This is a genomic window from Pedobacter sp. BG31 (genome assembly GCF_042464845.1).
Classification (GTDB): Bacteria; Bacteroidota; Bacteroidia; order Sphingobacteriales; family Sphingobacteriaceae; genus Pedobacter; species Pedobacter suwonensis.
Map to the genome: position 1 here is coordinate 11,315 of NZ_JBHNZK010000012.1, position 24,376 is coordinate 35,690.

11 protein-coding genes are annotated in these 24,376 nt (G+C 40.3%); 5 read left to right on the forward strand and 6 right to left on the reverse strand.

Annotated elements, in window-relative coordinates; all coding sequences use genetic code 11:
- Positions 1 to 114: 114 nt before the first annotated feature.
- The 6 genes from ACFE6N_RS14830 to ACFE6N_RS14855 all read right to left on the reverse strand — a co-directional run bounded on the left by ACFE6N_RS14830 (position 115) and on the right by ACFE6N_RS14855 (position 13,783).
- A complete protein-coding gene (locus ACFE6N_RS14830; protein WP_378937664.1) occupies positions 115 to 4,173 on the reverse strand; it encodes a two-component regulator propeller domain-containing protein in 4,059 nt (1,352 codons plus the stop codon).
- A 168-nt stretch (positions 4,174 to 4,341) separates the two neighbouring features.
- Positions 4,342 to 6,765 (reverse strand): redoxin domain-containing protein, encoded by a 2,424-nt coding sequence (locus ACFE6N_RS14835; protein ID WP_378937666.1) that lies wholly within the window; start codon positions 6,763 to 6,765, stop codon positions 4,342 to 4,344.
- Positions 6,766 to 6,767: 2 nt separating this feature from the next.
- Positions 6,768 to 8,246, reverse strand: coding sequence for a RagB/SusD family nutrient uptake outer membrane protein (locus ACFE6N_RS14840; protein ID WP_378937668.1), 1,479 nt, complete (start codon positions 8,244 to 8,246; stop codon positions 6,768 to 6,770).
- Positions 8,247 to 8,249: 3 nt separating this feature from the next.
- Positions 8,250 to 11,855 carry a SusC/RagA family TonB-linked outer membrane protein gene (locus ACFE6N_RS14845; protein ID WP_378937670.1) on the reverse strand — a complete coding sequence of 1,202 codons (3,606 nt, stop codon included), beginning with the start codon at positions 11,853 to 11,855 and terminating at the stop codon, positions 8,250 to 8,252.
- A 187-nt stretch (positions 11,856 to 12,042) separates the two neighbouring features.
- Entirely contained in the window at positions 12,043 to 13,026 is a 984-nt protein-coding gene (locus ACFE6N_RS14850; protein ID WP_378937672.1) for a FecR family protein, read from the reverse strand.
- 160 nt (positions 13,027 to 13,186) lie between these two features.
- Positions 13,187 to 13,783: an RNA polymerase sigma-70 factor gene (locus ACFE6N_RS14855; RefSeq protein ID WP_378937674.1), complete on the reverse strand. Its 597-nt coding sequence runs from the start codon at positions 13,781 to 13,783 to the stop codon at positions 13,187 to 13,189.
- A 651-nt stretch (positions 13,784 to 14,434) separates the two neighbouring features.
- On the opposite strand from ACFE6N_RS14855, the gene ACFE6N_RS14860 reads away from it, so the two are divergent.
- The 5 genes from ACFE6N_RS14860 to ACFE6N_RS14880 all read left to right on the forward strand — a co-directional run bounded on the left by ACFE6N_RS14860 (position 14,435) and on the right by ACFE6N_RS14880 (position 24,008).
- Entirely contained in the window at positions 14,435 to 15,028 is a 594-nt protein-coding gene (locus ACFE6N_RS14860) for an RNA polymerase sigma-70 factor (protein ID WP_378937676.1), read from the forward strand.
- Positions 15,029 to 15,138: 110 nt separating this feature from the next.
- Complete coding sequence (locus ACFE6N_RS14865) at positions 15,139 to 16,314, forward strand: FecR family protein (protein WP_378937678.1); 1,176 nt, start codon at positions 15,139 to 15,141, stop codon at positions 16,312 to 16,314.
- Positions 16,315 to 16,590: 276 nt separating this feature from the next.
- Positions 16,591 to 19,860, forward strand: coding sequence for a SusC/RagA family TonB-linked outer membrane protein (locus ACFE6N_RS14870; protein WP_378937680.1), 3,270 nt, complete (start codon positions 16,591 to 16,593; stop codon positions 19,858 to 19,860).
- A gap of 13 nt (positions 19,861 to 19,873) precedes the next feature.
- Entirely contained in the window at positions 19,874 to 21,334 is a 1,461-nt protein-coding gene (locus tag ACFE6N_RS14875) for a RagB/SusD family nutrient uptake outer membrane protein (RefSeq protein WP_378937682.1), read from the forward strand.
- 163 nt (positions 21,335 to 21,497) lie between these two features.
- On the forward strand, positions 21,498 to 24,008 hold the full coding sequence (locus tag ACFE6N_RS14880) for a zinc-dependent metalloprotease (RefSeq protein ID WP_378937684.1): 2,511 nt from the start codon (positions 21,498 to 21,500) through the stop codon (positions 24,006 to 24,008).
- The last annotated feature ends 368 nt before the right edge of the window (positions 24,009 to 24,376 follow it).

Below are 24,376 nucleotides of genomic sequence, written 5' to 3' on the forward strand. Positions count from 1 at the left end.
AGAGCCCTTTCACTTTCATGAAAAATATTAACCTGGGCAATCAATTATTTTCGTTTAATAAGTAAAGAATAATAAGGTTAAATATCTATCAATCAGACATTATTTCCATGAAGGCTAATTATCAATTCTATAGCTCTTGTAAAAATTCTTTTGATGCTTTTTTCTGAAAGCACTTGGGGTGAGTTTGAATAGGTTATAAAAATGCTCCCTAAAGTATTTGGTATCACTTATCCCTACTCTTAAAGCAGTTTGATTTATATGATGATTTGAGTTGATCAGCAACTCGGCTGCCTTACGAAGCCTGACAGACCGAATAAAAGCGTTCGCAGACTGACCAGATATCGATTTTATTTTTTTATAAAGCTTAGAATGACTCATAGACATATACTCAGATAACACTTTCACATTGAAACTGTCTTCAAGCAAGTTATCTTCAATTATTGAAATACAGGCCTGTATAAAATGTTTATCTTCCTCATTAACCTTTTTAGGATCAGACTTTAACGTAATCTCGTTAAAAAAGTAAGATTGTAGATTTGATCTGTTCTTTATAATACCATTGATTTTAGCGATAAAAATCTCTTTATCAAAAGGTTTGCTGATAAAATCATAAGCACCGGTTTCGATACCTTCAAGTTTGAGTTCAGGGCTTGGGTCTCCTGTGAGCAGGATTACCGGTATATGGCTGGTCAGAGGGTCTTTTTTAATTGCGCTACAAAGTTCCAGGCCATTCAAGCCTGGCATGTATACATCTGAAACCACAATATCAGGTAAATACTCTTTACACAACTTGAGGCCATTTGCTCCATCTGATGATACATATATCTTAAACCGTTCTTTAAGAATCTGGTTGATGTATTCTGTAATTTCAGGGTTATCGTCAATAACTAGTATAGAATTCAGATCAGAAATAAGCAATTCGAGATTACCAGAACCCTCACTATCTTCAAATGCAGCTTCAGGCTCCTGTACCATCAGTTCATTAATGAACATTAACTCATTTTTATCACCGGGATCTTGCTGTTCATTATGGGTCATGTTTGTAGGCAAAATAACCGAAAAGACTGTACCCTGTCCCGGAACAGAGTTAAATTCTAGTGTTCCCTGATGTAACTCGACAAAGTTTTTTGCCAAATAGAGTCCTATTCCAAACCCCATTTTCAAAGACTCCCTACTCGCAGCATTAAAAAATTTATCGAATATTTTGTCTCCAACCTCCACAGGTATTCCAGGGCCACTGTCACTGATTAGAATTACAACATTATGTGGTTTTGAGCTGATTGTCAATTTCACAGATCCGCCAAACGGAGTAAATTTCAACGCATTCGAAATTAAATTAAAAAGAATAATTTCAATCTTGCCAGGATCAGCATAAATGAACAAGGCCTCTTCTTCACATTCAAAACGATAGTCAATTTCATTTTGGCTGGCCAGATAGTTGAAACATAAGAAAACTTCTTTAGAGAAAGTATTTAGATCAATTTTTTTAATAATTAACGGGTCATTTTCACTTTCCATTTTCCTAAATAGTAAAAGCTGATCAACCAGGCTGAGCAACCTTTTGGCATTCCGGTACACCATATTTAAATCATTCTGTTCATTGGCCACATTCTTTTTGCTAATAATATCCTTGATAGGATTTACAATCATCGTTAAAGGAGTACGCAATTCGTGAGAAATATTTGTAAAAAAATTAAGTTTCTTTTCATTTAAATCTTTTTCCCGCTCCATCTTAAGATTGGCAATTTCGATCTCATGTTTTAGCTGGCGCTGTTTGTTACGATAGTTTTGAAGAAAATATATTAAACAGAATCCAAAAAGCAGATAAAATCCATAAGCCCACCATGTTCTGTACCAGGGCGGTAGTATAGTTATGTAAATTATTTTCTCATTATTGGCTATCCTCCCCTGGGTATCGGTTGACCGTATTCTGAGCTTGTAACTACCGTAATCTAATTTGGTATAAGTTGCAGATCTATGCTTTGAAGGTTTATTCCATGATTTATCCCAGCCTTCCATATAGTAGGAATATAAAATTTTTCCCGGTAAACTATATTCAAGAGCAGCAAAATCAATCTCAATTGATGCGTCAGTATAAGGAACTTCCAGTTTGGTAATTTGATCGAAATTTGTCTGAACAACACATGGATTGCCGACAGATACGGAAACATTGTTTATTCTTATATCATTCACAATAAGCGGAGGAGCAACTCCAACTACAGAAACGCTGTCAGGATGAAAGATACTAAACCCCTTCACCCCACCAAATACAAATTCACCCGACCGTAGGATCAATGATGAATTATCTAAAAATTGATTACTTTGCAGTCCATCATCAGCATAAAAGTTATAAAATATCCCCTTTTTAACATCAAATTTAGATAAACCGTTAGGGGTAGAAATCCACAAATCCCCGTTTCTTTTGTTTTCCCTGATGCTTAGTATTGAATTGCTTGGGAGTCCGTTATCAGTTGAAAAGCGCTTAACAATTTTATTCTTCTTCCTGTCGAACAAGATCAGTCCTCCCCCTTCAGTCCCGAGCCAGAAATTACCGTCTGTATCTTCATAAATTACCCGTACAGGTTTACCAATTTCAGTATAAAGATATTTTAAGTTTTTTCTATCGATTTTAATCAAATAATTAGCATTTCCAGCCCACATCACCCCATTCCAGTCTTCCGAAATCGCAAATAAATTCTCATGGAATTTTCGATCGAAAATTTCAAACTTGTCTTTTTTCCGGTCTAAGAAGTAAAGTGATCCTTGAGAAAATGTGGTTACCCATAAGGTTTTATCTTTAGTCTCTAAAATTTGCCAAACATTATCGCTTTCATCATTATTATAATTAATAAGTTTGTAATGATCAAAGTTCCAGGAGCCGGCCCTCAGTTTATTTAATCCCCCACCGAAAGTACCTACCCATACATCTCCCCTAGAATCTTCTTTGATATCGGTTACAGAATTACCACTTAAAGAAGCAGGATCTGAAACATTGGATTTTATATTGAAGAAGCTGTTGCTCTTCCTGTCCCAAACACTAATTCCGCCATCATCTGTACCAATCATTAATTTCCCCTGTGGCATTTCTAAAAATGTTGACACATAATTATTGCTTAAGGTAGATTTTGCAGCCGGTTCCTGGGAAACAGTAAGAAATATTGATGATTTAGGTTCTATGATGTAGATTCCATTTCTGGATGTCGCAACCCATTTTCTTCCCACCTCATCCTCAAAGATATCATATACGGTTTGACCTTTCGCAAGAATGCTAAGCACGGTACCATTGAAGCCGTCAATAACCTGGATTCCGTCTGCTTTGGTACCTGTCCATAACTGCGTGTTTTGGTTACTATAAAACATGTCCAATATATACGGGGAATTTGATGGCCGGCGGGTATTAATCGCCTTAAGTATTTTTTTATCCAGTTGATAAAGGTATAAGCCGGTTTGATTGCTCAACCATACATTGTTTACTTTGTCGGTTTCCATGCAATAGGCATTATCAAGCTGTGAATTCAGCATTTCAAATTTTCGAGTTTTAACATCATATAAACAAAGCCCGATAGGCTCAACAAACAGCAGAACCTGTGAATTATTTAAATTCTTTATAGCCGTAACCGTAAAATTGCTGACCTTTTTATTTTTATAATATAAATTGATCTGCCTGGCAAAATTTTCGTTGGCACCTTTAACCATTAATCCGAAGGAGTTAGTTCCAATAAGTATGTCACCGTTGCCAACCTTTCGGATAACGGTTATTTGTGCTTTAATTTTTTGTTTTTTTTTCGTTTTCGCATTAAATAAATAAACTGGAAGAAACTTAGAAGACAAAGTATTAAACACACCTATGCCCTGTCCGGTGCCCACCCATATATTATGTTTTCCATCTTCTTCCAAAGCATATATAAAATTATGGGGAAGGGAAAAAGAATCCAGAAGGTTGTTTCGGTATACTTTGAATTCGTAACCATCATACCTGTTTAACCCATCCCTTGTACCAAACCACATCAAGCCTTTAGAATCTTTTATAATTGTTCTTACAGAATTATTAGAGAGTCCATTTTCTATGCCTAAAGTTCGAAATCTAGGTGGAATTGGTGCGGCAGTTGATTTGTTTTGGCAGAGACAACAGATCAAAACAAAGAACAAGAAATTTTCAAATTTTAAATACATTAAGTATAGCTATCTGGTTTATGACTAAAAGGTATATCTCGAGAGAATTATGCTTCTAAAATGCAAATTAAATGTGTTAATTTTAGAGATCAATGGATAGTCCATAATATACTCTCCATTGATCAATCACGATGATCTATAACTGGGTTTTCAAATCTTAAAATTAATTTATTGCGATATAAATTGCTTTAAAATGTTGTTAAGTGATTCTCCTCTAAGATTCTTTGCAACTATTTTACCGCTAGGATCTATCAAAAAATTCTGGGGTATAGCCTCTATATGGTAAAGCTTTGCCGCTATGCTTTCAAAGCCATTTAAACTGGACACATTTGTCCAACTGATATCATCGTCTTTAATTGCCTTAAGCCAGGCAGCCCGGGAATTCGAAGCATCAAGCGACACACCCAAAATCTCAAAGTTCTTTTCTTTATACTTTTTATATTGAACAATAATATTTGGATTTTCAGCCCGGCAAGGAGCGCACCAGCTTGCCCAAAAATCCAGCAATACATACTTCCCCCTAAAATCTGAGAGACTTACCTGTTTACCAAAACTGCTATCAGGCAAGGTAAAATCTGGTGCTTGCTGGCCTACGGAAGTGGCAGTCAACACTTCGATTGCCTTTGCAAATTCCAGGCCTTCATCGGTATTCTGTACCCGAGCTGAGAGACCCTTGTACAGCGGCCCGACATCAGCTACATCAATTAAAGGTCCGGCGTAAGACCTAAGTATATAAATACTGGCTACTAAATCAGGGTTAGAGAGGATAAAAGCCCGCTCAAGACTTTTTTGTTTGATGATAAAATCCTGATTTTTTTGCTTAACCTTCCTGATAAATACAGAATCCTTGCGGTTATCTGGTGTGAGTGAGTTCAACAATGCACGTTGCCCCTTTTGTAACGGGGCTAACTCATCTCTTAACTTTTGATAGGATTCATTTTCCCTATCCCCGCTTATCATAGCTGTAGCAATAGAATCCTTTCCTGCGATCATCAGATTTTTTCTACCAATATAAATATCTGAAAGATCAGAGTTCTTTTTCACCGCATAAACGCCGGCATGGCTTAAAAGCAGATGGGCCTGTTGAACTCCCTCAACGGTGCCCTCAAAATGAAAGGTGCCTTTATCCAAAGGTACAGAATCTCTGATATTGGCACCATTTTTCCCCTGGTAACTAAGAAACAAAATTCCTGAAGGATCGGCATCCGAAAATTTTCCATTGATGCTAAATTTTTCATCTCCTTGTCCAGTCTTCAGAAGTTTTTGCAAAAGCACTATATTCTCTTTTGATGATGGTACCGGTGCCTGAAAATTTGCTATCTTAAAATTTTCATCAATAATGATGGTACGAGGGATATTGATTATCTGATAATCCATCAATTCACTTCTTGAGATGTGCCATTGTAAACCAGAGGCGTTCCTTTGTTTTAAGTTCTTCCTCCAGCTTTCTTCGAGCTCATCTATGGAAAGTGAAATAAATACTATCCTATCATTATCTGAATATTGTGCTTTCAACTTTTCAAAAGCAGGCATCTCGGCCAGACACGGACCACACCAGGTTGCCCAAAGATCGATAAAGATTATTTTTCCTTTCAGATCAGCTAACCTGACCAGTTTCCCATTCATATCGGTGGCCCGAAAATCCCTTGCAAGGTCTCCGTTCCCATACCGAAGCTTACTTTCCCTTATCTTAAAGGCAGCCTTCCTGAAGTCCGGAGATTTTATAGTATTGAGTTGTGAAGAGAAAGTCTTTATCTTACTTTTATCCTCCATACCGGCCATTAATTTTACCAGAGAATCTGCGGTAAGCCAGTCCGATATTCGGGAAAGGGACTGTTGCTGTACTTTTGTTTTCCCTTTTTGAGATTTCAAAATCTGACTGGCAATGTCTCTGAACACAACGAGTTGTAAAAATCTGGCATCTATTAAGGATGTTTTATATTTGTTTATCGTTGGTGCAGAAAGATATTCAAAGCGACGGATATAATTTCTGGCCGAATCAGGGCTTAGGTTGAGCTTTCTTTGTGCATAATACCTCACCGAACTGATACTATTGATTACATCCGACTTAATGCGTGCGGCTTCTAATATGCGAAATGTATCACTTACGCCTTTCAAATATTTAAGTTGCTCAGCTCTTAAAGCGGCAGCGGACAAAATTAGCTTAAGCTGGGTAGCGGGATCAGCATTTATATTCCTGCCAGATTCAAGATAGGAACCACCTTTTGGGAAAGGTGTTGCCTTAAGAAAATTGTTCGCCTCACTTCCCCGCCCTTTGAAGGCAGATTTTTCGGGAGATAGGTGGTTGATATCGATTTCAAGTTTATTGCCCGGGCTGAGGTAAAGAATGTTACGTCCTATCCTATAATATCCAGGTTTTGCGAGGATGAAACGGATACTGAAGTTACCACCGGTATCCGTTTTGACAATTAATTTCTCATCCCGTGTTTTAAGATATTGAAACGCTGAAATATCTTCAATATTGAAATCTTTCTGAACGGAACGGAATTTACCCGAAATAACAACCTGCTGAGCCGATGCGAACATCGAGAACATCAGCAGCCCTGATAATAAAATGTTTACTGGTTTCATGGCTAAGGATTATTGGACATTCCCGGATTGGCATCAATAACCTTTTGCGTAAAGCGGAGTGTAAATCGCTCCGGGCTCAAGGGGTACTCTGTCAGTTTACCTGTTGCATCATAATACCGGTGTTTGTAAACGGTAGAGGAGAACAAAGGGTCAGTAGAGAGCCTGCGCATATCAAACCACCTGAATCCGTTAATTGCAAACTCGCGGATACGCTCATCAATGATAAAGCGTATCAATGCTGCTTTATCTGTAAGGGAAACCCGGGCATCAGCGGCAGACATTCTTGTAAGCCTGAATGCCTCTAAAATAGCGATTGCTTCGGCTGATTTGTCAGTTCTTGCCAAACACTCAGCTCTTAACAACTGTATGTCGGCCAGTCGTATTCCAATCTGTACAACGGTTCCGCTATTTCTTCTTAGTGCACCAGGGAAGGCAAGCGCAACTCCTCCGGTTTCTTTATTGCTGAAAAAACGAAGCCTCATATCGGAAGGCCTGAATAGTGCGGCAGCTTCAGGCGTAAGCAGAATATCTGAACGATCTGCTGTTAGCGCCCCTGCATTAACCTGCTTGCAGAATATGTTCTCCGTATTTAGCCAGGCAGTTGGATAAAGACTTTGAAAACCTGCGGGATTAGTTGCAGGATTGTAGCCCCAGGCACCTGCAGTGCCGGCATTAGCCATAGTAACGTTCAGGTTGTAAAGGGCAACCGGATAATTACTCGGCAAATCATCAATACTGCTGTTCAGGTAAGGCAATGCGTCCGCATACCTGCCCATAAACACCAGCACTTTACCCAAAAGGCCTTCTGCTGCTGCTTTTCCCATACGGGCTCGGATAGAGGTATTCTTCGGCAATGCGGGGATCGCATCACTAAGATCCTTGATCATAAAATCATAAACCTGTTGAACGGTTGCCCTTGTAAATTTTGTTTCGGCAACATCAGCTGTAGTAATGATGGGAAAGGCAAGATCTGTACCGGCTGTAGCGGGATGATAAGGTTTGCCGTAAAAGTTGACCAGCATAAAATAACACCATGCACGGTTGGCGATTGCTTCTGCATATAATGCCCGTTTTTGCTCCTCGGTCCCACCTGTTGATTCCAGGACTTCATTTGCAATTTTGTTGTAGGTATATAACTGGGTCATGATGCCCTTCATTTCAGCATTATCATCTTCCGGGTTATAGGTGTCCTTATCATATCTGAAAAATCGCTGGGTCCTCAAAGTAGCACCTGAAAAATAGGGTTCAGTGCTGAGTACCTCATCGCCCATAATAAGTTGCCCGTTGGGGAACTCGGTTACACCTGCACCTGTATTGATTAATGCGGTATTGTTGAAGAGCAGATTATAATCCGAAGTACTTTCGGCAATGAGCTTACCCTTGGGCTTAAGATCAAGATAATCCCTTTTGCAGCCGGAAACACCAGCTGTCAGGATAAAGGCAGCAAGTGCTGCATATAGTGCGTTGTTTAATGCTTTCATTTTTTAAAATTTTACATGTGCACCAATAGAAATGGTGTGCTGGTTGATAGGCATGGTTCTTGCACCGCCAGCGGTATTGCCGATATTTGAGGCAAGACCTGTAGGATCCTGAAACTCCGGATCTATACCATAGCGATTAGCTTTCCAGAGCATCACATTTGACACTTGTGCCCTTAAAGTGATCCCTTTAACGTTTATTTTGGTTAATATCCCTTTTGGGAGTTCATAAGAAAGGGTGATATCCCTTAACTTTATGAAACTTGCATCCAGGACATTGACATCAGCCATTCTATAGTAACCAACATTCCTTTGGCTGGAGCTGGTACCGTTTGCTGCAATGTATGATGGAATATTGGTTCTGAGTTCATCTCCCGGAACGCGCCAGCGGTCTGCAAATTCCTCATTTTCATTAGCGGTAAGTCTTGCTCCCGAAAACAGATTAGTCACATCACGGCGCATCACATGGCCAAGATTATAAATAATATTGGCACTTAGTCCAAATGAACCATAGCTGAACACATTGGTCAGTCCACCACTCCATACTGGCTGATAAGTCCCCATGTAAGCGATATCGGCCGGTGTTGTGGCATTGATTGATTTGGTAACTGATCCGTCCGCCCTGTAAACCTGCGGATCCCCCAGGTTATCCAGTCCGGCATACCGATAGGCAAAGATTGAAAAGGCTGAATATCCCTCAAGATAACTTTGGGTTACAAGACCATTTCCGGTACTGATTGGTGCCGCATAAGAAAGCGAAGTGATCTTATTTTTATTATAGGCCATATTAAATAAGGTGCTCCAGCTAAATTTACCAGCGACAATATTCTGACTGCTTAAAGATAGCTCCACACCGTTATTGGTAAGCTTGCCCATGTTCCCGGTGATGCTGGTGTAACCGGTAAAAGGGTTAACAGGCAGGAAACCGATCAGCTGATCTGTATTTTTCCGGTAAACATCGAAACTACCGCTAACCTGGTTGAAAATCGTAAAATCAAGTCCCAGGTTAAGCGTCTTGGTAGACTCCCAGCTTAATCTTCTGTTTGCCGGTGTACCAATCCTCACCCCCCTTCCATCTGGAAAAATGCTGTTCGATTCAGCAATCACGATATCATAGGAAGCGGCAGTACCGATAATCGGGGAAAGCCCCGTAACGCCATAGGTCCCTCTTAAAATCAATCTGTTTAACCAGTTAGCATTTTTCAGGAAATCCTCCCGGCTGGCATACCAGCTCAGCCCCCCGCTTCCAACAGGTCTGTCCTGAGCTGATTTGTCCTTACCGAAAAGGCTGGACTGATCGAGTCTCCAGTTACCGTTGATGGTATATTTGTTGTTAAATGTATAACCTGCATTTGCGTAATAGGAAACCACTCTATTCTCCAGTTCACTGGCTCCAAACGAATTGTCTACAAGCACCCCCCTATTCCCACTATTTGGATAAACGGTATTGGCTATACCGGCATTTAGAGTCTTATAATCTATTGATCCAAAAGTCAACAAATCCGGATCATACCCCCTCACCATTGAGGTTGTGCTGCCGGTCAGCTGGTTTTGTATTTCTTGGCCCGCAAGCACGGTAAGCTGATGTTTCTGGTTGTTCCAGCTTTTGTCATAACTCAGCTGATTCCTCACGTTCCAGTTGCGCTGGCTCTGATTAAAATTGGTTAATCTTCCTCCTGTAGTTGGAAGATAGTAGGTTGGAATTCCTCCGGCGGTGGTAGGTGCCACGGTAAATGCAGCAAGCTCCCTTCTGACATTAAAATTGCCCTGATCAAGAAAGGTGGTATTCTTTAAACTGGATTTATAATAACCGTATACGCCTTCAAACTTAATACCTTTGTATGGTTTTATCGTTAGCCCACCCACTATCCGGTTAATCAGTTCGTCAATTTTGTTATCCCGCAGTTCGAATTCATCTATAGGATTATAGCCTAAATTTACCTGACTGAGGGTTTCAAAGTTTCTCCTCACACCGTCGGCAAGATTCAGCCACGACATGGAAATTCCGTTTCCTGCCTCATCCTTAAAAAGTGCATAAGGTATAAAACGGCTGTCTGGCGCAATATTATTTTTTGATGACCTGATGTTATTGGTCAGGTCAGTAATCAGATAGGCACTGATGACTTTATTAAATTGCATATCCTGACGTATATTAATTTTATAGGTATTATTTTTTTCACCCGCCAGGTTACTTTGGTTACCAGTATAGGCCAGTGAGCCATATACGTTATAACGCTCGCCCCCTCCTCTCAATGAAATGGTATGATTGGTTAGCATGGCATTGCGGTACCATACTTTCCTCATTTGCTCCAGGTTATTGACATTAGCTAGCTGGTTAAGCTGTGCATCTGCATCAGCACTGCTGATCTTACCACTGTTGAGGTCATACAGAATCTGCTCATGGGGAGGCAAAGTAGCAGAAAGTGAACCGTTAGGAACTATTGCACCAATAGGATTTAAGGCTGGGTTAAAAATTTCCCTGGCTGCCTGAATAAACTGGGCACTATTTAGCGTTCTTGCATAATTAAGATCAGGCATACCTCGAAAGTTCACAAAGCCGTCGTAGTCAATATCAAGTCCTCCCCCTGTGCGTCCTTTTCGGGTGGTGATTACAACAACACCGTTTGACGCCCTTGCTCCCCACACCGAGGCTGCAGTAGCATCTTTCAGCACTGTTACATCTTCCACATCATTCGGATTGATAGAGGATATATCATTGATTGGGAAACCGTCGACAACATATAATGGTCCCCTGCTTGCATTGATTGTAGTTACCCCTCGAAGCAGTACCTGACTGGAAGAATAGGCCGGGTCGCCTGGAGCGTTATTGATGGTGAGTCCGGGGATAAGTCCGTCAAGTCGCTGGATGACGTTCATCGAACCTGTTCGTGCAGCAAAGACCTTCATATCGGGTTTTGCAAAACTACCTGCACTCCGTTCTTTTGAAAGGGTCTGGATACCGGTAGAGACAACTGAAATACTTTTGAGTGCCGCACTCTGCTGTTTTAAAGTTACCTGTAATAAGCGGGAGATATCATTGCTGTTTATGGTTATGGACTGTTCCATATAACCAATATAACTAACCAAAATAATTGAATTTCCTCCTAAGTCATTGATCAGAAACATACCATCCGCATCAGTTTGTGCTAAAATTTTGCCGTCTATATTCTTGATTGATGCACCTGCTAAGGGAAGGCCCTGTTCATCGGTAACTTTTCCGCGAAGTGGGTCGGCAACAGCTTTTGGAGATCTGGTAAATGTGATTAGATTCTCGTTGATTAATTTATAGGAAAACCCGGATTGCCTGAGAATCAGGTTTAGAATTTCGGAAACAGGCTTATCTGTGACCTCGACGTCAACCCGCCTGGCTGAAGGAAAATCATTATTACTATACAAAAAAGAATAGCCGGTTTTGGCTTCTATATTCCGGATTACAGTCTCCAGGGTTGCCTTTTTCAGGCTTAATGAAATTTTCTTGCCTTGCGGAAATACGGCAGCTGATACGTGCAGCAATCCGGCAAGAAGAAATAAACAGGTTAGTCTTATCATCTTTATGATCTTACGGAATAAAGGATCGGGCTTAACGGCCCTCATTAGTAGTTTGATTTTCATGTTTGGTTAATTGTTCAAAAAAGCATAACCAATGAGTATCCGGAACACAGGGAAAAATTCGGATATTCCTGATATTATTTATACTTTTAAGAAGATTTAGGTTAATTAGGGCATCCTCATCGCAAATTTGCATGCCCGGTTAATTTTGATATCGGCAGGGATCTACCTTAGAGTATTTCCCTGTTTTTTAGTAAATATTTATTTGATTGCCCTCCTTTCTGTAATTAAAATCCTGTGAGACTTTCAGAGCTTCCAGTATGTCTATCAGGCCGGTATCGTTAAATGTTCCGGTAAACCTGTAATTCAATAGTTCCGGATTTTGAATAGTAATCTTTACATCGTACCAGCGCTCCAGCAATGATACAACTTCTTTAAAACCCTGATCGTCAAAGCTAAGGCGGTTGCGCACCCATTCTTCAGATTTGATTGTTGGAACAGGTAACAGAGGTGCAGTAACCACAAACCCCCGGCCTTTTACAATCAGCTGTCTGGAGGCGGTAGATTCAATGCCAGCTCCCAACACAAATTTTTGATTCGGTTTCAGCGTAGCCAATGCCTTTCTGGCTGATGGAATGAATACCTGTACTGATCCCCTGATCAGTGATGTTTCAATTCGTTCACCTTCATAAGCCTTGACATTAAACAAAGTTCCAAGTACCTTCACGTCTATTTTTTTTGTATGTACGATAAAAGGCTTTCCCGGATCATGAGCAACATCAAAGTAGGCTTCTCCTTCCAGATCAACCTTACGTAGCTTTCCTGCAAAACCCTCTAAATATCGGATTGTGCTGGCGGAATTGATGACTGCTACCGATCCATCTGGCAACATGATTTTTTTCTTTTGCCCGTTTTTGGTAACAAAGGTTAAATAATGGTTATTGTCGGCGGGGCTTTCGTTCAATTTAAAGATGAGAAGTGCAGATAGGGCCAATATGGTAATTGCAGCGGCAACCCGGTAATAGCGCTTAAGGCCAGATTTTTCTTGACCCGCCAATACTATTTTACGGTTGATTCCATTAAATATCCGATCCCTTAGCCCATCATCAGAAATGGCCTGGTTTGCGCTATTCTGTTTATCGCTGAAGTAGGAGTCAAGTATCTGCTTATGACTGTCACTGATGGTCCCATTGACATAACGGGTTATTAATCTCTTAAAAAAATTTTTTTTCATCTGGCGGATATGATTTCGGAACCGGAGAGTTATTTCCGGCTCAACATTATCATGTACCCCAAATACGATACATCACCCAAAACGAAAATTGATTTTTTACAAAAAAATCAATAAGACGCCTAATTCTTTTGCTAAAGAGCATATTTATCAGGAAGAACCGTCAATTGTTATGGTGAGCGAGAATAATTTCTATAAGCACCAACGATGAGGATAAGGCTACCCTAATTTTCTTTAACGCAATATTAATCTGATTATCAACTGTTTTAGGCGATATACCGAGCTGAGCTGCGATTTCACGAGCAGACATATGTCCGTTTCTGGAGAGCACGAAAATTTCTCGGCATTTACCAGGCAACATTGATACGGTCTGATCGACTATGATACTGATTTCCCTCATAAAAAGATTTTCTTCCCCTTTATTAGTTGAGAAGTTAAGGATAAAATCGCGCTCCACATGCGCAGCAATTACCTTATTGTGCCTGATGATCTTGAAAGTCTGAAACCGTATGGCCTGATAAAGATAAGACTTTGGATTGAGTATTATACTCGTGTCTCTTTTCAGCCATATTTCAGCAAATACTTCCTGTACTGCATCTTCAGCGGCCGGTCCATCCTTCAATATATTTCGGGCAAGATGAAAGGATGATTCCCAGTAGCGTCCATATAGTTCATTAAATGCCCAGCGGTCACCCATCTTCAGCAACTCGAGTAGTTCCTGGTCGGAGTAGAGCAGATATTTCAATTTGGAGATTTCCATAAAACATCGACAATATAGGATTTATTGGAGAATAATAGATAGATCTCCAACAATGCTGGAATTCTTACTTTTAGCAAAACTTCACACCAATATTTTACAGCATATTTATTTACAATTGACATCGCCTATTGATTTTAAATTCATGTCTGGTACCTTCGAAGAAATAATTCCCGATAGATTTAAATCGGTCTCTCCTACTCTCCAGTGTAAAATCAATGCAATAAGCCGGCAATACCCAATGAAATTCAATGATTTAATATTTAAAAACTTTAATCTGATCAAAGTTGTTTAAACGAATCATAAATAAAAAGTATCGGGAATCAAAAGATCAATTATAGAATTTCCAATCCTAACTTTTACTAAAGTCGTCATGTTCAGCATTTATCAATAAATTATCGGTTTAGCTATACGCTCATCAAGAATTGGACAGTAAGCTCCTCAAACTTATATTTTTTATGAACAAGCCTATGTCGTCTTAAAATGTTTGGGCATCCGGCTTTCTGCGAGCTGTTCTACACCTGAAAACAAAATGACGATCAAAAAATTCTTTTTTTTGAGATTTAGCAAAATTGACATACTTAAATTGGAGATCTGTTGTTGTTTTCACCGAATTAACCTCTTTTTTCCGTAAATTCGTACGGAATTACCAAAATGTCAGCATATAATTTGTTTTCCGACCAAGAATTAACACTCCTTTTAAAGGAAGATGACAGACTTGCGTTTGAAGAAATTTACCGCCGTTACTGGCCTGAATTATTGGATACAGCCTGGAAAAGGCTTAGCGATACGGAAACCGCTGAAGAGTTGTTACAGGATGTCTTCATCAGTTTATATACTAGCCGGCATAGCCTTGTCATCCATACATCCCTCATTGCTTACTTAAAAAATGCCTTAAAATACAAAGTACTTAATGAAATCCGTTCAAGGATAGTGAGAGCGAATTACAATCAGAGGGTGATGCGACTGAATGAAGGAAAGGTTGGACCACAGCCGCATGAGATTTTGGAGGCACGTGAACTGGAACGCATCATTGACGAAAAAATAAATCAACTCCCTGAAAAATGCAGAGAAGTATTTATCCTCAGCCGCAAAGAACACCTATCTCACCAACATATTGCCGATCGCCTTGGTATTTCCGTTAGCACTGTAGAAAAGCATATCGGCAAAGCATTAAGAATCGTACGGACTCATTTGGATGATGTTCAGATCATTACTCTTATTTACATCGCGCACTTCCTGAAATAAAATGCTTTATTTCCTGATTTAACACCAATTTAAAAATTTCATAAAAATAATTTCACATCAGATAGCGGTTAGCCTCTTTTGAAGTGACTATACAATTGAACAGCAAATTTATGGATCAAAGAAATCTAAAAAAGCTTTTAAATAAATATCTGAAAAACAAGCTTACTGAATCTGAGCGTGCGGAGCTGGATATTTGGTATGATAGCTTTGATGATCAGGAAGGAATTCTGAAAAGTATGGATAGAGGGGAAAGATTAGCTTACGAGCAAAGAATGCTCCTTAAGATCAATGCAATGCTATTTGAAGAAAACAAAATCATTCAATTGCGCAAACGCTATAACTGGCTGAAAATATCGGCAGCGGCAGCTATATTAATATTTTTTTCCTCAGGATTGTATTTTTTTCTGGCTGACAGGCAAAAACAACAGCTTACAATATCTAAAATCAGACAAGATATTGCTCCCGGCGGTAATAAAGCAATCCTGACCCTGGCCAACGGTCAGCAGATTATCCTAAATGATGCTAAAAATGGCAGGTTAGTTCAGCAGGGAACCACTATAATTGATAAAACTGCCGATGGCGACATCCGCTACAATGATCCAGAAGCCTCAACAAGCAGATTGCGTCTAACAGAAGATATGACTTACAATACCATGACGACTCCGCGGTCAGGCCAGTATCACCTTACGTTAGCAGACGGCACTGATGTTTGGCTGAATGCGGCATCGTCTATCAGATATCCAACTGCTTTCAAAGGAAGCAACCGTGAAGTAGAAATTACCGGAGAAGCCTATTTTGAAGTTGCTCATAACGCTGTAAAGCCATTTAAAGTAATCTGCAAGGGTCAAACTATCGAGGTATTGGGAACCCATTTCAATATTAATGCCTATACTGATGAACCCGAAATTAAAACAACGCTTTTAAAAGGGAGTGTAAAAGTCATAAAAAAGGGTGATTTCGCAATGCTCAAACCGGGACAACAATCCCGAGTAAATCTCAATCAAACGGAACAGAAGATAAAAGTGTTGGATCATGCGGACACAGAAGAGGCGATTGCATGGCATTTAGGTCTGTTTCAGTTCAAAGACGCTAATATTCAAACCGTAATGAGACAATTATCCAGATGGTATGATGTGGATATTGGCTACGAGGGAGAAATTCCGGATCGCAAGTTCACGGGAAAAATCTTTCGGAATGTGAGCGCTTTGAAGGTTTCAGATATATTGAGTTACAGTAATATCCATTTCAGGATAGAGGGAAAGAAAATTATAGTTATAAACCGATAAAAATAAACTATTCATTCATCTAAACAAACCAAACTATGGAGAGAAATTTACGACAGCAACGCTGAGGCGTGATGATAGGGTTCCTAAAAAAGCCGCAGAAATGTTGACAGCATTCCTGCGGACTAAACTGGGTTAACCCTTTCCCGATAACATCGGGATAAAACAATTTGGTCAACTATTCTTACGTATTAACCCAACTTTACAAAACTAATGAAATTTAATGTCTTTTTTAGGGCAATGCCAAAGGCATGGCCTCCTCCTAAATTCTTGCTGATTATGAAATTAGCTACGCTCATGCTTATCATTGCCCTGGTACAAGCCAGCGCTAAAGGATTCGGTCAGAAAATTACACTGCACGAAAAAAATGCACCACTTGAAAAGGTACTAAAAAGCATCGAATCGCAGTCAAATTATGTTTTTTTCTTCGATGCAGAATTGGCCAGGCAAAATGTGAGTATCCACATTAAGAACGCATCTGTTGATGACGTTCTAACAAAGTGCTTTAAAAATACAGCATTAACCCATAAAATTGCCGACAGAACAATATTCATTCGGCAAAAAAAAGAACCAGCTGCTGATAATATCAGTAAAATGCTCATCCCGACCGCCGAGGTAAAGGGTTTAGTATTAGATCAAAAAACAGGTACACGCCTGGCAGGTGCCACGGTAGGTGTAAAAAGAACTAAACGGATTATAATTACCGACGAAAATGGCAGGTTCTCTTTCAACGGATTAATAGATACCGATACACTGATCTTCAATTACATCGGTTATGAAAAGCAGGAAGTAGCGATAAAGGGAAAACCAAACCCATTTGTAGTACAAATGAAACTTAGCAGTAGTAAGCTAGACGAAGTACAGGTTATGGCTTATGGCCAAATTACCTCCAGGCGTCTAAATACAGGTTCTACCGCAAGGATAACGGCCGAAGACATTGCTAAACAACCGGTAACCAACATTTTGCAAGCAATTGAAGGGCGTATGCCGGGTGTGCTGGTTACACAGGCAAACGGCTTGCCCAATGCAGAGATCAATATCCAGATCCGTGGGCAGAACTCACTTGGAGCAACTAATTATCCGCTCATTATTGTTGATGGCGTACCTTACCCTGCTGCCCCAATTGCAACAACCCCGGGGTTTACAGATCTGCAAGGGCCTAATGGATCAGGCAGCACACTTTACAATATAAATCCGTCTGATATCGAAAGTGTTGAGGTGCTGAAAGACGCAGACGCCACTGCAATTTACGGCTCAAGAGCCGCAAACGGGGTGATACTGATCACTACCAAAAGATCTAAGCAAGGTAAAAACCAATTAGATGTAGTTTTTAACAGGGGTATAAGCAAGGTAACAAAAAAGGTAGCCTTACTGGATATAAGTGAGTACTTGGCATTGCGTAGGCAGGGTTTTACTAACGCCGGCATCACTCCCACAGTTGACAATGCGCCCGATCTTTTAGTTTGGGATACCACCAAAACTCAGGACTTCCAAAAGCAGCTGATTGGTAATACTGCTAGTACCACAAACGCTTCAGCAAGTTTTTCAGGTGGCGCAGGCGGTACGTCTTTTTTGCTCAGCAGTAATTACAGCCAACAGAATACCGTATTTCCTGACAGCAGGAATAGCAAATCAGGTGGGGTGCGTTTTAACATCAACCATATTTCAAATAACCAGAAGTTAAATTTAGGGGCAACAGCCTTATTTGCGAGTAACTCTATCAATATGCCCGGTGGCGATTTTGCCTCGGCTGCGTTCAGGCTGCCGCCAAACTATACAATATACACTACCGATGGCCAGCTCAACTGGGCGGGAGGGCTCGATAATCCTTACGCCTCGCTTAATCAAACTTATCTCGCTTCCAATCGAACCCTGGTAGGTGATTTTAACCTGCGGTATAATCTTTTATCCGGTCTTGATATTAAAACTTCGGTTGGATTTAGCCAGGTGGATAACAAACAAAATTTGATGAATCCCAGCACTGCTATTAACCCAGCGAATCTTGCGTTTCTGCCCCCTTATGCAAATTATACAAACAGCACCAACGAAACCTATACATTTGAGCCACAATTACAATATGTACGCACCATAAGCAAAGGTAAGTTGGATATGCTTGTAGGTGCCACCCTGCAGAAAACGGTTAATGAGCAGCCCTACTATATCAGAGCATCCGGTTATACCTCCGATCTGTTTTTATCCAACCTGGCCCTTGCCTCTGCTTACACAGTTTCAAATGGCTATAGCGCTTATCAGTTTGCTTCACTATTTGGCCGGATCAATTACAATTGGGAAAACAAATACATCCTGAATTTGACCGGGCGCCGGGATGGCTCATCACGTTTTGGCCCAGGCAAGCGCTATAGTAATTTTGGTGCCATAGGGGGGGCATGGTTATTTTCAAACGAATCTTTCCTGAAAGACAAACTGAACTGGTTTACTTATGGCAAATTTAGAGGAAGTTACGGTCTTGTTGGAAATGACCAGATCGGGAACTATCAATATCTTGCAACCTATCGTACCAGTTCTACGGTAAATAATACCTATGGTGGAGTTACCGGCCTGGTGCCTGCACGTATAGCGAATTCCGATTATCAGTGGGAAGGCACCCGGAAGCTGCAATTGGCCGCAGAATTGGGCTTTTTTAAAGACAGGATTTTGCTTACAGCTGACTGGTTCCGTAACCGTAGCAGTAACCAGTTGGTAAATTATCCCCTTTCGGCACAGACCGGTTTCAGTTCTTATCAGGCCAACCTTCCTGCCGTAGTAGAAAACAGCGGATGGGAACTTACGCTGAATAGCACCAACATTAGAAATAAAGATTTTACATGGATCACTACATTTAATGCTACTATACCGAAAAACAATTTGGTTTCGTTCCCTAATATTGGTAACAGCCCATATGCAAACACCTACACCGTTGGCCATCCGCTGGCTTCCTTTTACAAACTGCAGGTAGTTGGCCGCAATGCCAAAGGTTTTCCGTTATATGCAGATCCTAATAATAACGGCATCGTGGATTATAATAGATTTGCAGGCACGGGCAATAACAATGGTGATTTGCTTTATGCAGGAAAGAGTTATCCGGATTTTTACGGAGGCCTAGGCAACAGCTTTACCTATAAGGAGTTTCAGCTGGATATATTTTTTCGATATGTTTTAGGGCTTAAAAAGCAAGGTCTAGAGGCATATTCATCTGTACCCGGCTCTCTTGCCAATATTCCCAAAGCTTATATCGATCAGTTAAGGGAGGATAATCTTTTAAATCAATTTACAACGGCAGGATATTCTTCCCTTGATTATACTTACTATAGTTTTTACAGTGACGCCAATTTGCAGGATGCCTCTTTCTTGCGTTTACAGAATGTTGCGCTCTCGTATACTCTGCGCGATAAATACCTAAAGCCATTACACATGAGTCGCGCTAGTATTTTTGTTCAAGCCCAAAATTTGTTTGTCATCACTAAGTACAGAGGTGTCGATCCGGAATCCGGTGCGCTAAGTACCCCTCCATATTTGACCGTAACGGCTGGTGTTCAATGTTCCTTTTAAAAAAACGATTATTATGAAATCAAAATATTTAAATAAATCCGGAAGGAATTACCCGCATATTATTGCAGGCAATGACGGCCATAAAACAAAAATTATTCTGCTGGCCTGTAGCTTGGGACTGGCAGTGTTTTTTTCAGGCTGCAAAAAGTATCTTGATCTTGATCCGCCTAAAACAGAGATACTGGATGCCAGCTTGTTCACCAGCAATTCCAATGCAGATATGGCCATTGCAGGTTTATATGTCGACATGAGCAACGAACCTGCATTCACTTATCAGTTAACCACAAGTGCTGGTTTTTTATCCGGCGATTTGAATTATTATACCACACAAAATGATGCGTATATTAAAAACAACGTTTTACCGACGGATGCGGGTATAGAGTCGATGTGGGCAGGGTACTATAAGATTATTTATGATTGTAACAGCATTATCAAAAATACTGAAGCTTCTACCGGCATGACGGATGCCTATAAAAAAGAACTGACCGGCGAAGCTAAATTTATTCGCGCTTATGCTCATTTTAACCTGATTAATTTTTTTGGTGATGTTCCGCTGATCACCTCTACCAACGTTGCTGAAACAGCGGTCATGCCCCGTACTCCGGCAGCCGATGTTTACGCCCAGATCATTGATGATCTGAATGATGCCCAAACGTTATTGCCCGATGATTACAGCGTAGCTAAGGGTGCACGATCCAGGGTAAATAAATGGGCGGCTAAGGCATTGCTTGCCAGGGTTTATCTTTACCGGAAAGAGTGGGCAAAGGCCGAAGCACAGGCCAGTGCCCTAGTAAACAATAATAACCTGTATAGCTTATTGCCAACTGCTAATATCTCTGGCATCTTTGTAAAGAACAGCAGAGAAGCCATTTTTCAATTAGATAGGGCAGGAAATTATGCTTATACAGCAGAAGGGAGCGCTTTTCTGACTTATGCCGCTTACGGTATTATCCAATATCCATTGGCACCTAGCTTGTTAAGGAGTTTCGAAAAGGGCGATATGCGTAAAACCAATTGGATCTTTAATAGGGGAAAAGACAGCACCGCTTACAAGTACAAAGGTAGTTCTGCTGCAGCTCCCCCTACTCCCGAATCTCTTGTGGTATTACGTCTGGCAGAGCAATACCTGATACGCGCAGAAGCCCGGGCGCAGCAGAATAATCTAACCGGTGCGCAAGAAGATATCAATACCATCCGGAACCGTGCAGGGTTAGCCAATACATCAGCGACAGATAAAATTGCTTTACTTCAGGCCGTAGAACAGGAACGACGAATAGAACTATTTTGTGAATTGGGCCATCGCTGGTTCGATTTAAAACGCTGGCCAAGCCTGATAAATCCAGCGTCAAAAACAAGGGCCGACGATGTACTTGGGGACTTAAAGCCCACGTGGAAATCAACTGCTCAATTATTGCCCATACCATCTAATCAAATCATAAAAAACCCAAGGCTCATCCAAAACCCAGGTTATTAAAATCTTCTAAGAAGATAAATCAAAGCCATTCGATACAGAAACTATTCCCGGCTAAAGGCGCCGGGATGGTTCCTGCGCATTCTATTGTGCCACGATTTTATCATTCTATCAAAAAAAATCAATACTTAAATACACCCTTAAAACAACATTAAGCAATTAAAATATGAAAAGATTATTATTTCCGCTGTGCATGTCTTTGATACTGGTTACTCAAGGATACGCGCAAAAGAAAGAGAAGAAAACCGCAACCGACAATAAGGTTGCAGAAGTACCTGTAAAAAAGGATTCGGTAAAACTATCATCAATAAAGCCTTATGCAGAAGTGATTACCGCTAAGGCGAAAAGTACAAAGGGCCTTTTCACCATTCACAAGATAGAAGATAAATATTATTTTGAAATCCCAGATAGCTTGTTAGGGCGGGATATGCTATTGGTTAATCGTATATCAAAAGCTGCAAATTCAATGAAAATCGGAGGAGCAGGTTTTGCCGGCGATCCGATAGATGATAAAGTTATCAGATTTGAAAAAGGCCCTGGTTATAAAGTGTTTATCAAAAAAATCTCCTATAATACCATCGTCAAAGATTCTATTGCTGACGGGATGTATAAAGCCGTAGTAAATTCAAACATACAACCAATTATCGCCAGCATGCCGATTAAAGCCATTGGGCTAGATAAAACATCAAGCGTAATTGACGTAACAGACTATCTTACCGGAGATAACAGTCTTTTCTGGTTAGGTCCAAAAGATAAAAAGGCCTGGGGAATTGGTGTATTACAAAGCGACCGTTCCTATGTAAACCATGTAAGGACTTTTCAGACCAATCTGGAGATTAATGCAGTAAAAACTTATTCATCAATATCAGATCCTTCAGGTGTTGCAGTTACTTGCGAACTAAACAGCTCTCTTGTTTTATTACCTAAAAAACCAATGATACCACGTTATGCGGATGCCAGGGTAGGTTACTTTAGTCAGAGCTATGTTGATTTTGATACCGATCCGCAGGCCGTAAAACTTTCATCAATGATTACTCGCTGGAGACTTGAACCTAAAGATGAGGATAGAGATAAATATTTTAGAGGAGAACTGGTAGAGCCTAAAAAGCCTATATTGTATTATATTGACCCCGCCACACCAAAAAAATGGGTGCCTTACCTCATTAAAGGAGTTAATGACTGGCAGGTAGCTTTTGAAAAAGCAGGTTTTAAAAATGCAATTATGGCAAAGGAAGCCCCTGCAGCCGACAGTACCTGGAGCCTGGAAGACGCAACGCATTCCGCTATTGTCTACAAACCTTCTGATGTTGCTAACGCTAGCGGCCCCCATATTCATGATCCGCGGAGCGGAGAGATTATAGAAAGTCATATCAACTGGTACCATAATGTAATGACCATATTACATGATTGGTATATGATACAGGCTGGAGCCATTGATCCAAGAGCAAGAAAAATGGAATTAGATGATGAATTAATGGGACAACTAATCCGTTTTGTATCCTCTCACGAAGTAGGTCATACTTTAGGACTGATGCATAATTTCGGGTCATCGTCTACCGTACCTGTTGACAGCCTAAGGAATAAGAAATGGGTTGAAATGCATGGACATACGCCATCTATTATGGATTATGCTCGTTTTAATTATGTTGCGCAACCTGAAGACCATATAGGCTCCAAAGGTATTTACCCGAGGATAGGCGATTATGATAAATGGGCGATTGAATGGGGATACCGGTTATTTCCTGGTATTAATGAAGCAAAGATTGAAAAAGCATTTCTGAATAAATGGATTATAGATAGCATTAGCAATAACCACCGCTTATGGTATGGGCCTCAATTACCATTTGGAACACTTGATCCGCGTAGCCAAAACGAAGATCTGGGAGACGACGCCGTGAAGGCCAGTAATTATGGCATCAAAAATCTTAAACGAATCTTAATCCAATTACCAGAGTGGACACGTGTGCCAAATGAAGGATATGAAGATTTATCGAGAATGTATGAAGCTGTTGTTGAACAATTTGGCCGATATGCAGGTCATGTGATGGTAAATGTTGGCGGCTATTATATGGAATCAAAAAGTGTGGAAGAAAAAGGAAAATTATTTCTGCCAGTACCAGTATCTAAACAAAAGCAAGCCGTAAGCTGGTTAAATGAAAAAATCTTTAAAACACCAACTTGGCTGCAGTATAAACCGATAACGGAGAAAACGGAAAGCCCTTATAAACAAACAATAGTTGAGAAACTTGGCAAACAAACGTTGAAGAAATTATTGGACGAAAGTCGAATGACCACATTAATACGGGCAAGCAATCAATTTGGCGATAAGCAGAGTTATACCTGCACCGCATTTCTAGAAGATTTGAAAAAAGGTATCTGGTCAGAATTGTTGAGCCATACCCCCATAAACCCGTACAGAAGGGAACTTCAGTCCGATTACGTCAATAATTTAACTAAAATAATTAACCCCGCACCGGTAGATCCTGCATGGGAGGCATACATCGTTCCTCCTCCTACCGATCTGATAATTATTGTACGACAACATCTTAGGGCATTAAAAAAAGCAATTAACATGAACATTGCAGGTACTTATGATGCCAAAAGCAAAGCCCATTTACAATATATGGCCGAAAAAATAGATAGAGCGTTCGATCCTAAAACCTTTGGTAAAAAATAACAACAAAATTAGTTGGTTCTATTTTGTATCACAAATCATTGCAGATGGTAAATCCACATAATTACTTTGACTAATGTTCAAGCAACCCGGCATGTATGGTTTCTTTCTGCCATTTCTGGAAAAACGATCTTTAAAGTAACGCTCTCGCCCCTTATATACGTTCATTTCGGGCGGCTGATGATGCTTCTCGGACTAGATTCATATTGCGATCTTTTCCCTAGGCAAGATAACACAAAGGTGGTAGATGATTTCAGCACTTCCCCTTTGCGACAAAGCATCCAGGTTTTTTTCATGAACTACCAAATCGGATGTTCAACGAATAGTGTCAATTTAATTAAAGATGGTAACAACAAATTGGTTAATTTTAA